Origin of the sequence: Vibrio sp. M260112 (genome assembly GCF_036533775.1) — a bacterium.
GTDB lineage: Bacteria > Pseudomonadota > Gammaproteobacteria > Enterobacterales > Vibrionaceae > Vibrio.
In genome coordinates this window covers 47,571-61,402 of the sequence record NZ_JATABH010000017.1, presented here as the reverse complement: position 1 = coordinate 61,402, position 13,832 = coordinate 47,571, and the positions used below count along the sequence as shown (strand labels likewise).

At 44.6% G+C, this 13,832-nt stretch carries 12 protein-coding genes and 1 pseudogene; 11 read left to right on the top strand and 2 right to left on the bottom strand.

All coding sequences use genetic code 11. The features are described from left to right. The first annotated feature begins 71 nt into the window (after window positions 1-71). The 6 genes and pseudogenes from QTN95_RS09725 (at window position 72) to QTN95_RS09700 (ending at window position 4,927) form a co-directional block, all read left to right on the top strand. The gene (locus QTN95_RS09725) at window positions 72-560 is read left to right on the top strand and encodes an SLATT domain-containing protein (RefSeq protein ID WP_331417335.1); all 489 of its coding nucleotides are present in this window, start codon (window positions 72-74) and stop codon (window positions 558-560) included. Continuing rightward, the gene (locus tag QTN95_RS09720; protein ID WP_331417334.1) at window positions 560-1,645 is read left to right on the top strand and encodes a nucleoid-associated protein; all 1,086 of its coding nucleotides are present in this window, start codon (window positions 560-562) and stop codon (window positions 1,643-1,645) included. The genes QTN95_RS09725 and QTN95_RS09720 overlap by 1 nt, the downstream gene beginning before the upstream one ends. Further along, a complete protein-coding gene (locus QTN95_RS09715; protein ID WP_331417333.1) occupies window positions 1,642-2,625 on the top strand; it encodes a GTP pyrophosphokinase in 984 nt (327 codons plus the stop codon). Before QTN95_RS09720 ends, QTN95_RS09715 begins: the two co-directional genes overlap by 4 nt. Before the next feature lie 406 nt (window positions 2,626-3,031). Continuing rightward, window positions 3,032-3,214, top strand: a pseudogene (locus QTN95_RS09710) (phage integrase); the annotation flags it as partial. A 96-nt stretch (window positions 3,215-3,310) separates the two neighbouring features. Then, window positions 3,311-4,297, top strand: coding sequence for a serine/threonine protein kinase (locus QTN95_RS09705; RefSeq protein WP_138972890.1), 987 nt, complete (start codon window positions 3,311-3,313; stop codon window positions 4,295-4,297). Between the two features lie 27 nt (window positions 4,298-4,324). Beyond that, on the top strand, window positions 4,325-4,927 hold the full coding sequence (locus tag QTN95_RS09700) for a thiol:disulfide interchange protein DsbA/DsbL (protein ID WP_138972837.1): 603 nt from the start codon (window positions 4,325-4,327) through the stop codon (window positions 4,925-4,927). 57 nt (window positions 4,928-4,984) lie between these two features. Here QTN95_RS09700 and QTN95_RS09695 read toward each other — a convergent pair whose 3' ends face one another. After that, a complete protein-coding gene (locus QTN95_RS09695; protein ID WP_331417332.1) occupies window positions 4,985-5,869 on the bottom strand; it encodes an acyltransferase in 885 nt (294 codons plus the stop codon). 182 nt (window positions 5,870-6,051) lie between these two features. On the opposite strand from QTN95_RS09695, the gene QTN95_RS09690 reads away from it, so the two are divergent. After that, entirely contained in the window at window positions 6,052-7,041 is a 990-nt protein-coding gene (locus QTN95_RS09690; protein WP_331417331.1) for a DUF2860 domain-containing protein, read from the top strand. Between the two features lie 45 nt (window positions 7,042-7,086). On the opposite strand, the gene QTN95_RS09685 is transcribed toward QTN95_RS09690, so the two are convergent. Then, complete coding sequence (locus QTN95_RS09685; protein WP_331417330.1) at window positions 7,087-8,610, bottom strand: YifB family Mg chelatase-like AAA ATPase; 1,524 nt, start codon at window positions 8,608-8,610, stop codon at window positions 7,087-7,089. A gap of 476 nt (window positions 8,611-9,086) precedes the next feature. Between QTN95_RS09685 and ilvG the strand changes: the two genes are divergently transcribed. Genes ilvG through ilvD form a run of 4 tightly spaced genes read left to right on the top strand, consistent with a single transcriptional unit; the run spans window position 9,087 to window position 13,832 of the window. Further along, window positions 9,087-10,733: an acetolactate synthase 2 catalytic subunit gene (gene ilvG / locus QTN95_RS09680; protein ID WP_331417329.1), complete on the top strand. Its 1,647-nt coding sequence runs from the start codon at window positions 9,087-9,089 to the stop codon at window positions 10,731-10,733. 1 nt (window position 10,734) lies between these two features. Next, window positions 10,735-11,019, top strand: coding sequence for an acetolactate synthase 2 small subunit (gene ilvM / locus QTN95_RS09675; protein ID WP_138972842.1), 285 nt, complete (start codon window positions 10,735-10,737; stop codon window positions 11,017-11,019). Between the two features lie 11 nt (window positions 11,020-11,030). Beyond that, on the top strand, window positions 11,031-11,978 hold the full coding sequence (ilvE, locus tag QTN95_RS09670; RefSeq protein WP_331417328.1) for a branched-chain-amino-acid transaminase: 948 nt from the start codon (window positions 11,031-11,033) through the stop codon (window positions 11,976-11,978). Window positions 11,979-11,990: 12 nt separating this feature from the next. After that, the gene (gene ilvD / locus QTN95_RS09665) at window positions 11,991-13,832 is read left to right on the top strand and encodes a dihydroxy-acid dehydratase (protein WP_331417327.1); all 1,842 of its coding nucleotides are present in this window, start codon (window positions 11,991-11,993) and stop codon (window positions 13,830-13,832) included.

Here is a 13,832-nt window from a genome sequence, read left to right as displayed (position 1 = left end):
GCAATGAGCCTCTTTTTAGGTCTTAAGCACATGAAATATATGCATTAAACAAAACAATAGTCCACAACGTCATGGAATTAGAGAAAAACACCCCCGCTCAAGCCTTACTTGAACAAATAAACCAAAACATCGTTACGCTTAAACCGAAAGTGAAAAAACAAAAGCTTTACAACCAAGTCGTAACCGCTTTATCGATAGTCCTAGGTGCAGCGATTACATTCATACTCGGTTTAAAAGTCACCGGCTCAGAGGATGCTTTAAAGAACACAGCTTTAGGGCTCGGAGCTTTGCTAACCATCGTAAATGGTTGGAGTGCTGCTTTTGACTATAGAAAGCTATGGGTTCGACAAAAGTCCACCCTCTTAGATTTATATAATTTGAAAAATCAGTTAGTTTTTCAAATCTCTGTTGATCACACTTCACAAGAAGCTTTGAACGATATTTTCGATCGATACCAAGAAATATGGGAGCGAGATGGCAATGATTGGCGAAGCACTATATATAAAAACCAAACAAATCTAAAACCTAAATCTGCGGAAAAAGAGCAGGAGCAACAATAATGCATTTACTAGATTTAAAAATTAAAAAAATTGCCATTCATCAAATTTTTCAACGAGATCCGCAAGGCAATAAAATAACACCAAAGAAAAGTGTGGAGCTGATCAATTTTGACATGCCAGCAATGGAGACATTTAAACAACGTGTCGTTAATGCTCTCGGATCACAATCTAAAGCAGTAAATATGGTCATAGTTAACCAAGGTAGCAAAGATGTATCATCTCTAATACAAGATCTGAGCACTGCTAATGACAAAGATTTTCTCAACTTGTCATACAAAGTTGCTGATTTATTAGCTGAAGCTCAAAAAAAGAAAAAGCTCCCAGGTGGTATTGTTGTAGTCTTTCGAGGTTCTTTCGGCCCCAAACCGAAGCGAAAGAAAATTGTCGGCATAATGAAAGCTGAAATCCATAGCGCTTATGAAAAAACAGAGAATGAACTAACCAAGCAAATTTCCCTTAAATATGTTGAGGAAGCTCTTTTAACTCCTGCTACTAAACTCTTTAAAACCGCTGGTTTCGCAGAAAAGGGGAGTGGTCAATCAGATGATCTAAACAATCTTTGGGAAGTCCATATTTCTGATTCACAAATCAGCCAAACAGATGGAAAAGCGGCAGCTCAGTACTTCTACTCAGATTTTTTAGGGTGTGGTTACCCAGAAACTAGTGCCAGACATACAAAAGCATTTTATGACACTACTTGTGCTTTCATTGATAAACTAGAAGTTTCTGTCGAGAAAAAAAACGACTTAAGAAACGCTCTGGTCTCTTATTTAAAAATTGAGAACAATATAACGATTGACGGTAACGAATTTGGCGAGCGTTACTTCAGCCCTGCAGTGCAAGATGAGTATAATGAGCGTTTGGAAGACGCTGGTTTGCCTAACACAGCTTTCATTAAGGATACTGAACACATAACCAGCAAACTTAAAACTAGAAAGTTGTCATTCAGTAACAATATAAAGATCACCGCTCCTTCAGAGAAATTTCAAGACCTTATTGAAATTGAAACTATTAAAGAAAATGATGGTGAGAAAGTTAATTGGACTAAAATCTTAGTTAAAGACCGAATAGTCACACAAGAATGAATCAAGCTGAATTCTTAGAGAAATGGAATCAAGAAAAGCCTATGTATCAAGCATGGGGCGATTTTGTCGTATATGAGATTACACGGGAACTCGAACAAAAAGGCTATGATATATCGACTTTCTTGAAACAGCCGGCAAAGGCCAGAGTTAAGTCGAACGAATCCTTAATAGATAAAGCGTTCTATCGTCCAAGTAAGAGCTACGATGATCCGTACAACGATATTGAAGATAAGGTTGGTGGAAGATTCGTAGTTCTACTTGTGGAGCAGATTGAAGCAATCTCGAACATAATCAAAAGCAGTGCTCTTTGGTCCGACATAGAGTGCAGGCATTTTGATAACGAGAGAAATAAAGACCCACTTCTTTTCACATATCAATCTGTCCACTATGTTGTTCGTGCAAGTAAAGATATAGAGTTTCAAGGGCAAAAGATCCTAAAAGACACTCCTTGTGAGCTGCAATTAAGAACGTTGTTACAACATGCTTATGCAGAGCTCACACACGATGCAATTTACAAGGCCAAGAGGAGAGTAGAACCAAAAGTACATCGAACTGTTGCTAAAAGCATGGCCTTAATAGAAACAACCGATGACTTTTTCTCTGATGTAAACAACAGCTTGAATCACGGTGCTATTGAAGACTTTAAGATATCTCAAGAACTTGACTCCATTTATAAAAAGCTTATTGGAGTGGAACCAATGAAGATGCAGAAGTCATCACTAGTAATTCTTGATGAGTTTGAAGATTTAATATCAGAGAGAACCGCCCAGGATATAAAACTCTTTCTAGCAAAGAATGAGTTTGTTAAGGATGTAATCAACGATAATTACCAGCTTGATCCATTCTATAAACAGAGCATTTCTATTTTTTCTAGTTGGCTTATAATGAGAAAGCGAAATAGAGCTACTGCTGATTGGCCTTTGGACTTCAAGCTTCTTTCAAAGCTAGGTACAGATCTGGGTGTGTCAGTGGAAGATTAACAAAGCCCGCTAATATGCGGGCTTTAGTTTACTTACGCTTTCGTGTACTTCTTTTCGTTGTACTTGCTTTAGCTTTAACCACTCCACCACCTTTCTTAAATCGGTAGCCTTTCTTTAGTGTGCCATTGGCCTTTAGACCGGTTTTATGTGTTGCCGTCTAAGCCCTGTGCTTGAATGACTTCCATCAGATACCCCGCTTCACCAACAGGTGATAGACCAGAGACTTAAAGCCGAGCGTGTAGATGATGGACACCGCCACCACATACTGAAACCAGACGGGCATACTCGCTAAACTCTTAACCCCTGTGACCGCATAAGGCTGCAAAGCAGGAATAAAGCACGACCACACCACCGCCCAGATAGAGATAATCACAAAGTAATCTAACCACCCGATTTGCTTGAGAGTGATGGCGGGGATATTTTAACGCTTAAGGAAATACTCGGGCATGCTAGTATTAATCAAACGATGACTTACGCGCATTTGGCTCCTGACCACTTGATTGATGCGGTTAAACTCAACCCACTAAACAAGTTAAGAGATCCACAAAATGACCACACTTATGACCCAGAACGCCCCATAGCCATATAATAGAAAATACTAAGTGGTTGTATTTAATAACAATGAACTACAATTACCCATACTAAACAACCTAGGGAACGCTCAGCAATGAGCCTCTTTTATTTTATGATACAGCAAGCTTTTAACTTTGATGCGCTCACCCCAGACTTTATGTGGTATGCGCTAGAGAGTATCGGGATCCGCGCCGAGTCGGGATTTTTAGCACTTAACAGTTATGAAAACCGCGTCTATCAGTTCACTGATGAAGAACGTCAGCGTTATGTGGTGAAGTTCTACCGCCCAGAGCGTTGGAGTCAGGAACAGATTCAGGAAGAGCATCATTTTACGCTTGAGCTGATCGAATCAGAAATTCCCGTCGCGCCACCCGTCGTCATTAATGGTCAAACTCTGCATCACTATCAGGGGTATCTATTTGCCCTGTTTGCCAGTGTTGGTGGTCGTCAATTTGAAGTGGATAACCTAGAACAATTGGAAGGGGTTGGCCGTTTCTTAGGTCGTATCCACAAAGTCGGCTCAAAGCAGGTATTCAAACACAGACCCACTATTGGTCTCGAAGAGTATGTTTATCAGCCGCGCAAATTACTGCAAAACTCAACGTTTATTCCCATGCATTTGGAAAACGCCTTTTTCAATGATCTTGACCTGCTGATCAGCAATCTCGAGACGCACTGGACGGACTCCACCAGCATGATACGTCTGCATGGCGATTGCCACCCAGGCAACATTCTGTGGAGAGATGGTCCTATGTTCGTCGACCTAGACGACGCTCGCAATGGCCCTGCCATTCAGGATCTATGGATGCTACTGAGTGGGGATCGGGCTGACAAAATAATGCAACTCGACATCATATTAGAAGCGTATCAAGAATTTAATGACTTTAATCTCAATGAATTGAAACTAATCGAACCTTTGCGTGGTCTACGTATGGTGCACTATATGGCATGGCTAGCAAAAAGATGGCAGGACCCGGCATTTCCTCTCGCCTTTCCATGGTTTAATGATCCAAAATATTGGGAAAGCCAGGTTCTCGGTTTTAAAGAGCAGATATCTGCCCTCAATGAACCACCACTTTCACTCATGCCACAGTGGTAACAACAATAATTACACATGGAGTTAAGAATGAAAAAGCTGTTTGCACTCGTCGCAACAATGATGCTGAGCTTATCGGCTCATGCTGCACAATTTAGTCAAGGTGAACACTATAAAGTCCTTGAACTTGAAGCTTCAAAGAAACCGACAGTGACTGAGTTTTTCTCGTTCTACTGCCCTCACTGTAATACCTTTGAGCCTATCATTCAGCAGCTAAAAGCGCAGCTACCTAAAGATGCTAAGTTCCAGAAGAACCACGTCTCTTTTATGGGTGGCAACATGGGAGAGTCAATGAGCAAGGCTTACGCCACCATGATTGTGCTAAAGATCGAAGACAAGATGACACCTGTGCTGTTTGACCGAATTCATAACATGCGCAAAGCACCAAAGAATGATGAGGAATTACGCCAAATCTTCCTTGATGAAGGTGTCGATGCAGACAAGTTCGATGCTGCGTTCAATGGTTTTGCTGTGGATTCTATGGTTCGTCGTTTCGACAAGCAGTTCAAAGATAGCGGTCTTTCCGGTGTGCCAGCCGTTGTGGTCAACAACAAATACTTAGTACAGGCTCAATCGATTAAAACGCTTGATGAATACTTTGCATTGGTCAACTATCTACTGACACTGAAGTAATCGCTACAGATCAAAAAAAGGGAGCATACGGCTCCCTTTTTGATCCCAATGATGCAATTACTTTTCCTGATGCAGTTCCTTGAGCACAGCATCTTTTTCCTTCCAAACATCTCCCAACCATTGCTGAAACTGACGTTTATACGGTTTGTCGTTAAAGTAATCACCTCGCACTTTTTCATCAACAGGCAGAACCTGAGTACGAACCACTATTCTTTGCATTCTTCCCATCAAAGCATCTTTAAATGGCTTTTCTGTATTGTCAGGGTAAGCCAGTGTGACATCGATAATATTATCAAACTGGTCGCCCATCGCCGCTAACGTGTAGGCAATGCCACCTGTTTTAGGTTGGAGCAGATAGTCATAGCCAGCTGTACTCTTACGCTGCTTTTGCGGTGTAAAACGAGTCCCCTCTACGTAATTCACCACTGTTGTCGGCGTGTGTTTAAATTTGCCACATGAACGACGAGTGGTTGCGAGATCCTGACCACGCTTTTCTGGATGACGAATCAGATACTCCCGCGAATAACGGCGCATAAATGGCATATCCAACGCCCAGCAAGCCATTCCAATGAAAGGAACATAGAGTAATTGTTGTTTAAGGAAAAACTTGGGCATTGGAATGCGATCTTTAAACACACAGCACAACACGACAATATCAGTCCAACTCAGGTGGTTACTGATCATTAAATACCAACCGTCTTTCTTCAGCTCATCTCCCCCCTGAACATCCCATTCAACTTGGTTCGAAACATTCAGAATGGCCGAGTTAATCGTCGCCCATAGCCACATCACTTTATTGGCTAATTGGGTGCCTTTCGCTTTCAGCGCCGCAGTTGGAAGAAGAAGCTTGAATACAGCGATAATACAGATAGCTACCGAACACAAAGCTGAGTTTAAGATAACTAAGGAAACATTCAGAATAAGAAGTAAATGTGCCAACATAACGCTTAATAATGAGATTTGAAGAAAATTTAATATAGTTTTACTAATGGATAATAAAACAGCGTGTAATTATACAAGCCATTGGAAAGTTTGAAACTAATCTGGCTATGGTCAGAGTAGTTAATCAACACTATTTCCGGTGATGTCACCTTATTTAGCATTACACTTTTGGAGAACTCACAATGAGCACCAAACCTATCATGCTCTCAACTGCCATTTTCTGCTTCTGCGCTGCTCCAGCGATGGCCCAGTTGTCAGACACCGCTGGTATCAGTGGTGAAATTTCGTTGAGCGCCGGTTACCTTTCTTCAACATCCAATTTCAATACCGATGCCAACGCAACCATTAATGACAACACCCAAAAAGGTGAAAGTGACAGCAGCTTTATCCCTGTACCTCTCGGTAGCATCGCCTATACGTTTGGAAGCCAGCTAGATAGACAGCTATATGTGGGTACATCTAGAGAAGATATCGCAGTAGGTACCTTAGCGTTAGAGTTGGGCTATAAGCAACTGCTGGCAAATGGAACAGTGATTGATGCCTCTTTCCTACCGACAATCATGTCTGGTGAAACATGGTCAGATCCTTTTAAAACAGGTCCAGCAAGAAGCGTAACCGATGAGAAAGGCAATGCCTTCCGTCTAAAATTCAGCAATATTAATAATTCTGGCTTTAGCTTGGACACCGCTTATGCCAGTCAGGAAGTAGAGAACGAACGTTCAGGTCTAGATTCTGGCTACGTATCATCGGCTCACCTTTTAAAAAGAGATGCAGACAAACTCTACCTAAAAGGCGACTATCGGATGCGCATCCAACCCGGTACATTTTTAGCCCCCTCCATTACGTTGGTAAAATCGGATGCTGAAGGGGATGCCTATTCCTTTACTTCATGGAGAGGCGAACTATCCCTATTTAAAGTAATGGAGCGTCACCAGTTTGCTCTCACAGCTGGCTACACGCACTTCAGTTACGACGCCTCTCATCCGGTTTACAATACAACGCGTACTGATGATGAATTTAGCCTGTTTGCGGCCTATGAGTACCAACAATTAATGGGCTTGCGTGATTGGTCTCTGATCTCGTTTGCTGGTTATGGGCAAAAAGACTCAAACATCAACTTTTACCAAGAACAACAGTTAATATTCTCCATAGGTGTTAACTACAAGTTTTAAGCATCGGAAAGCCCACTGAACACCTTCTGTGGGCTTCCATTCAATCTATACCGCTTGTTCGGTAAGTTGTCGCAGCAGTCGGTCCATAGAACGATAACCAAGGGCCTCAGCAAGATGGTTACGCTCTATTTGAGGTGAACCTTCTAAATCAGCAATGGTACGAGCAACTTTAATGATTCGGTGATAAGCACGAATCGATAGACCCAATCGATGCAAAGCATTTTCTAGAAACTGCGCATCCTGCTTTTGCAGTGGACAATAACTCTCGATTTCTCGACTAGTGAGTAAAGCATTAACCTTGTTGGCACGCGAGAGCATTTTTTCACGCGCTAGCAGCACTCGCTGTTTGACAACCGAGGTCGATTCTCCTCTGTCACCCCCCTCTGCTAGAGTCCCCTTTGGTAAGGCAGGGATTTCCAACGACATATCGAATCGGTCAAGTAAAGGCCCTGACAAACGACTCAAATAGCGCAAAATAACTTGTGGGTTAGCTCGAGATAAATTGCCCTCGTAATACCCCGTAGGACTAGGGTTCAAAGCGCCAACCAACTGAAAACGTGCCGGAAATCGCGTTTTTCCTTGCGCGCGTGAAATAATAATTTCACCGGACTCAAGAGGTTCCCGCAAAGAATCCAACACTTTGCGTTCAAATTCTGGCATCTCATCAAGAAACAACAAACCATTGTGGGCGAGTGAAATTTCACCCGGTCTCGGAATAGAGCCACCTCCCACTAAGGCTGCCATTGAACTTGTATGGTGTGGAGCGCGAAATGGCCTCTGTTTCCAATTATGAACATTAATCTCTTGTTGTGTCAGTGAGGCTATCGAAGCGGTTTCTAGCGCTTCTTGATCCGACATCTCGGGTAATAAGTCACACAGCCTCGACGCCAACATCGTTTTACCCGTCCCTGGAGGGCCTAGAAAAAGCAAATTGTGGTTGCCAGCAGCGGCTATTTCCAAGGCGCGTTTGCCTTGTTGCTGACCAATAATGTCCTGCATATCACGCTGTAAATGCGACTGACTCTCCTGGTATTCGCTTTGGTGAAGAGACAAGGGTTGCTGACCCGAAAGGTCTGCACACACTTCAAGTAGACTGTGAGCTGATTTATGCCGTTCCGCCCCAACCAACGCCGCTTGATCACCATTTTGATGTGGTACAACTAAGCTACGTTTGACACGATTTGCGGCTAAAGCAGCAGGTAGAACACCTTTGACGTATCTCAGTTCACCTGACAGTGCCAATTCACCAATAAATTCTCGCTCAGATAACGCGACGGTAGGTATTTGCTCTGAAGCGGCCAAGATACCCAACGCAATGGGCAGATCAAACCTTCCTCCCTCTTTGGGAAGATCGGCAGGAGCAAGATTCACCGTAATTCGTTTAGCTGGAAACTCAAAGCGTGAATTAACAATGGCGCTGCGAACTCTATCTCGTGATTCTTTAACCGTCGTTTCGGGTAACCCAACCAAACAAAATCCGGGCATACCATTACTAATATGTACTTCGACTGTCACCGAAGGTGCTTCAACACCCACACAGGCTCGACTGTGAATAATGGCTAATCCCATAGTGAATCCATCTTGTAGATGCTCATTATTTATCCCCCTGATAGTTAGTTCATTTTCTTATCAAGGTTGTTATATAGCTTGGCTAGATGCTGAAAGAATGTGAAAAAAGAATGAGTTTTTGCTTGTCATTTAACGGATATGTATGTTACCACTAGAGACGCAAACATTTTCGTGCCCTATTCGGCACACATAACTATAGAAAATAAGATGAACTTTAACGCCCGCACTAACGCACTGATTGCCCTGATTATCGTGGTCATTATTGACACCGCGCGGGGTCTAGTGGGCGAAAGATAACCACAGAATAGAAAAAACCCCCGCACTGCAAAGTCCGGGGGTTTTTTTACAATTAGTCGCTGAAAAATTTGGCTGACATAAATTTAAAGCTCATAAATAGAGCTTGCAGGAAGAATGGGAGCGCAAATGACGTGCAATAAAACACAACATCAAGATAAGGACAGCCGAGGGGGTAGAGGATGACAGGTGCAGAGCTAGTCGTAGCTGCTCTACAACAGCAAGGAATCAAAACCGTTTTTGGTTACCCTGGCGGTGCCATTATGCCAATCTATGACGCACTATATGATGGTGGCGTTGAACATATCCTCTGTCGCCATGAACAAGGTGCAGCAATGGCTGCAATTGGTATGGCGCGCGCGACCCAGGATGTCGCAGTATGTATGGCGACTTCAGGTCCGGGAGCAACAAACTTAGTTACAGGTCTGGCGGACGCTTTTATGGATTCAATTCCATTAGTCGCAATCACAGGTCAGGTAGCAAGTTCTCACATTGGTACCGACGCGTTTCAGGAGATGGACGTCATTGGTATGTCGCTTTCCTGTACCAAACACAGCTATCTCGTCACCGACATCAATGACCTCGCCCCCACGTTGGCCGAAGCGTTTGAAGTAGCGAAAACAGGCCGTCCAGGCCCTGTAATTGTCGATATCGCTAAAGATGTCCAGCTAGGGCAAGCTCCTGTTGAGCTACTACCACCATTTACCCCACCTGCAATGCCCGTTGCCAGCCAAGAAGCAATAGCGAAAGCTCAGGACCTTCTTTCACAAAGTTCTCGTCCTGTTCTTTATGTTGGTGGTGGCGTACAACTAGGTCACGCAACCAATGCTGTGCGCGAATTCCTGCGCCTAAACCCTATGCCATCAGTCAGTACGCTGAAAGGCTTAGGCACTATCGAACGTCACGACCCACATTACCTAGGTATGCTAGGTATGCACGGAACCAAGGCTGCAAACCTTGTTGTTCAGGAATGTGACCTTTTGATTGCTGTTGGTGCACGTTTCGATGACCGTGTTACTGGTAAGCTAGATACTTTCGCTCCCAATGCCAAAGTTATCCATATCGATATCGACGCAGCTGAAATCCATAAACTTCGCCAAGCAAACGCTCCAGTTCGTGCCGAAATTCCAGCCGTTCTTCCTCATCTTGAACTCACTCAAGATATTACGCCTTGGGTTAAACACAGTGAAAGTCTACGCAGTGGGTTTAAGTGGCGCTATGACCATCCAGGTGATCTGATCTATGCACCGGGACTGCTCAAACAACTTTCTGATCTCATGCCAGATAGCTCGATTGTTTCAACAGATGTTGGCCAACATCAAATGTGGGCAGCTCAGCATATTCAGCCTCGTGATCCACAGAACTTCATCACTTCAGCAGGACTTGGCACCATGGGCTTTGGCTTGCCAGCAGCAATGGGCGCCGCAGTAGCTCGTCCTGATGATCAGTCTATTCTCATTACGGGTGATGGTTCATTTATGATGAATGTGCAGGAGCTTGGGACTCTAAAACGTCGCCAAATTCCTGTAAAAATCGTACTACTCAACAACCAACGCCTTGGCATGGTTCGTCAGTGGCAATCACTATTCTTTGATGGCCGCCATAGCGAGACCATCCTAGATGACAACCCTGACTTTGTAATGCTAGCTAAAGCCTTTGATATTCCTGGTAAAACCATCACTAAGAAAGAAGAAGTTGAGCCAGCACTAAAAGAAATGCTAGAAAGTAACACGTCTTATCTTCTTCATGTTCTAATCGATGAGGAAGAAAATGTCTGGCCACTTGTACCACCAGGTGCATCAAACAATGACATGCTGGAGAACACATAACATGGAAAGATACTTAATCGACATTAAAGCAGACGACAAACCCGTTCTGCTAGAACGTGTACTTCGCGTTGTTCGTCACCGTGGCTTCACGGTTAAACAGGTGGCAGGCACACAAAACCACGAAAGCAGAATCGCCAGCGTAGAGATCATCGTTGATAGCGACCGCCCAATCTCGTTCCTAACCAATCAGATCGAGAAGCTTTGGGACGTGCGCACCGTTGAAGTCACGCAAATTGCGCGAGATGAATTACCAAATAACAACTTACAACAAAAGATTTGTGCATAAGGAAGGCAATAATGGCTACAAAAACAGCAGATTACATTTGGTTTAATGGTGAGATGGTTCCTTGGGCGGAGGCTAACGTACACGTTTTGACTCACGCGATGCACTACGGCACTTCAGTATTTGAAGGCGTACGCTGCTACAACACACCAAATGGTCCAATTGTCTTCCGTCATCTAGAGCATGCGAAGCGTCTGAAAGATTCAGCAAAAATATACCGTTTCCCGATTCCATACACGATTGAAGAAATCATGGAAGCAACGCGTGAAACTCTGCGTCAAAACAAACTGGATAGCGCTTACATCCGTCCACTCGGTTTTGTGGGTAACGTTGGCCTTGGTGTTTGTCCACCAGTCGGCACAGAGATGGATCTCATCATTGCTGCTTTTCCTTGGGGTTCTTACCTAGGCGAAGATGCGCTAGAAAAAGGTGTAGATGCCATGATTTCTAGCTGGAACCGCGCTGCACCAAATACCATTCCAACCGCAGCAAAAGCTGGTGGTAACTACCTTTCTTCTCTACTGGTTGGTGGTGAAGCTCGTCGCCACGGATATGCTGAAGGCATCGCACTCAGCGTTGATGGTTACCTATCTGAAGGTGCTGGTGAAAACATTTTTGTGGTTAAAGATGGTGTGATCTGCACTCCACCAGCAACCAGCGCGATCCTACCAGGCATTACTCGTGACTCCATCATGACCATCGCTCGAGATCGTGGTTACGAAGTGCGTGAAGCTAACATCGCTCGTGAAGCACTGTACCTTGCAGACGAAGTATTCATGACAGGTACCGCCGCGGAAATCGTTCCTGTTGCGACGATCGACAAAATTGAAGTGGGTAGCGGTAAACGCGGCCCTATCACTAAAGAGCTGCAAGAAGCTTACTTCGGCCTATTCAACGGTACGACGGAAGATAAATGGGGTTGGCTAGATTACGTTTACCCAGAGAACGCACCGGCAAAATAAGGAAGTAGTAAGATGCCTAAATATAGATCAGCAACCACCACTCATGGACGCAATATGGCGGGTGCACGCGCTTTATGGCGTGCGACCGGTGTTAAAGATGAAGACTTTGGTAAACCAATCATTGCGGTAGTGAACTCATTTACCCAATTTGTACCAGGTCATGTTCACCTGAAAGACATGGGTCAGTTAGTCGCTCGTGAAATTGAGAAAGCAGGCGGTATCGCTAAAGAGTTTAATACGATCGCGGTAGACGATGGCATCGCGATGGGTCACGGTGGCATGCTTTACTCGCTACCATCACGTGAACTGATTGCTGACTCAGTAGAATACATGGTCAATGCTCACTGTGCTGATGCCATGGTCTGTATCTCGAACTGTGACAAAATCACGCCGGGGATGCTAATGGCGTCAATGCGCCTCAACATCCCGGTAATTTTCGTCTCTGGCGGCCCTATGGAAGCGGGTAAAACTAAGCTTTCTGATCAAATCATCAAACTAGACCTTGTTGATGCCATGATCCAAGGGGCTGACCCGAAAGTTTCTGACGAACAAAGCGAACAGATCGAGCGTTCAGCGTGTCCAACCTGTGGTTCATGTTCAGGTATGTTCACAGCTAACTCAATGAACTGTCTGACTGAAGCTCTAGGCTTATCTCAGCCGGGTAACGGTTCTATGCTGGCAACGCACGCAGACCGTGAGCAACTATTCCTTAACGCCGGTCGACGCATTGTTGAACTGACACGTCGTTACTACGAGCAAGATGACGAATCTGCACTACCACGCAACATTGCAACGTTTGACGCATTTGAAAACGCGATGGCATTGGATATCGCAATGGGTGGTTCAACTAACACTATCCTGCACCTGCTAGCAGCAGCACAAGAGGGTGAAGTGGATTTTGATATGGAAGATATCGACCGCCTATCTCGTCAGGTACCGCATCTATGTAAAGTGGCGCCATCTACACAGAAATACCACATGGAAGACGTGCACCGCGCTGGTGGTGTAATGGCTATCCTTGGTGAGCTTGACCGCGCAGGACTGCTACACAGCGACGCACATACTGTACTGGGTCTTTCTATGAAAGAGCAGTTAGCCAAATACGACATCATGCAGACCGAAGATGAAGAGGTTCTAAAATTCTTCCGCGCGGGCCCTGCTGGCATTCGTACGACCAAAGCATTCTCGCAAGATTGCCGTTGGGATCGCCTTGATGATGACCGCAAAGAAGGTTGTATCCGCACGAAAGAGAATGCCTTCAGCCAAGAGGGAGGCTTAGCCGTTCTTTCAGGCAACATCGCTCTCGATGGTTGTATCGTGAAAACAGCAGGGGTGGATGAAAGCATCCTTAAATTTACCGGTCCGGCTGTCGTTTTTGAAAGCCAAGAAGATGCCGTTGAAGGTATTCTGGGCGGCAAAGTGAAAGCTGGTGATGTGGTCATTATTCGCTACGAAGGCCCTAAAGGTGGCCCTGGTATGCAAGAGATGTTGTACCCAACGACTTACCTCAAATCGATGGGTTTAGGTAAAGAGTGTGCCCTGCTGACTGACGGTCGATTCTCAGGCGGAACATCGGGACTATCTATCGGTCACGCTTCTCCTGAAGCAGCCAACGGTGGTGCTATCGGTCTGGTAAGAGAAGGCGATATGATCGCAATTGATATTCCTAACCGTTCAATCTCTCTTGAGGTTTCAGAACAGGAACTTGCTGAGCGCCGTGCAAAACAAGACGAACTTGGCTGGAAACCAGCTGATCGTCAACGTGAAGTATCATTTGCACTAAAAGCTTACGCGAGTATGGCTACCAGTGCTGACAAAGGTGCGGTACGAGATAAATTTAAGCTAGAGGGCTAG

Bases quoted from the DNA above. Each gene is read 5' to 3' on its own strand.
- QTN95_RS09700 (WP_138972837.1), top strand. From the start codon at position 4,325: ATGAAAAAGCTGTTTGCACTCGTCGCAACAATGATGCTGAGCTTATCG.
- ilvD (WP_331417327.1), top strand. From the start codon at position 11,991: ATGCCTAAATATAGATCAGCAACCACCACTCATGGACGCAATATGGCG.
- QTN95_RS09720 (WP_331417334.1), top strand. From the start codon at position 560: ATGCATTTACTAGATTTAAAAATTAAAAAAATTGCCATTCATCAAATT.
- ilvM (WP_138972842.1), top strand. From the start codon at position 10,735: ATGGAAAGATACTTAATCGACATTAAAGCAGACGACAAACCCGTTCTG.
- QTN95_RS09705 (WP_138972890.1), top strand. From the start codon at position 3,311: ATGATACAGCAAGCTTTTAACTTTGATGCGCTCACCCCAGACTTTATG.
- QTN95_RS09695 (WP_331417332.1), bottom strand. From the start codon at position 5,869: ATGTTGGCACATTTACTTCTTATTCTGAATGTTTCCTTAGTTATCTTA.
- QTN95_RS09685 (WP_331417330.1), bottom strand. From the start codon at position 8,610: ATGGGATTAGCCATTATTCACAGTCGAGCCTGTGTGGGTGTTGAAGCA.
- ilvE (WP_331417328.1), top strand. From the start codon at position 11,031: ATGGCTACAAAAACAGCAGATTACATTTGGTTTAATGGTGAGATGGTT.
- QTN95_RS09725 (WP_331417335.1), top strand. From the start codon at position 72: ATGGAATTAGAGAAAAACACCCCCGCTCAAGCCTTACTTGAACAAATA.
- QTN95_RS09690 (WP_331417331.1), top strand. From the start codon at position 6,052: ATGAGCACCAAACCTATCATGCTCTCAACTGCCATTTTCTGCTTCTGC.
- ilvG (WP_331417329.1), top strand. From the start codon at position 9,087: ATGACAGGTGCAGAGCTAGTCGTAGCTGCTCTACAACAGCAAGGAATC.
- QTN95_RS09715 (WP_331417333.1), top strand. From the start codon at position 1,642: ATGAATCAAGCTGAATTCTTAGAGAAATGGAATCAAGAAAAGCCTATG.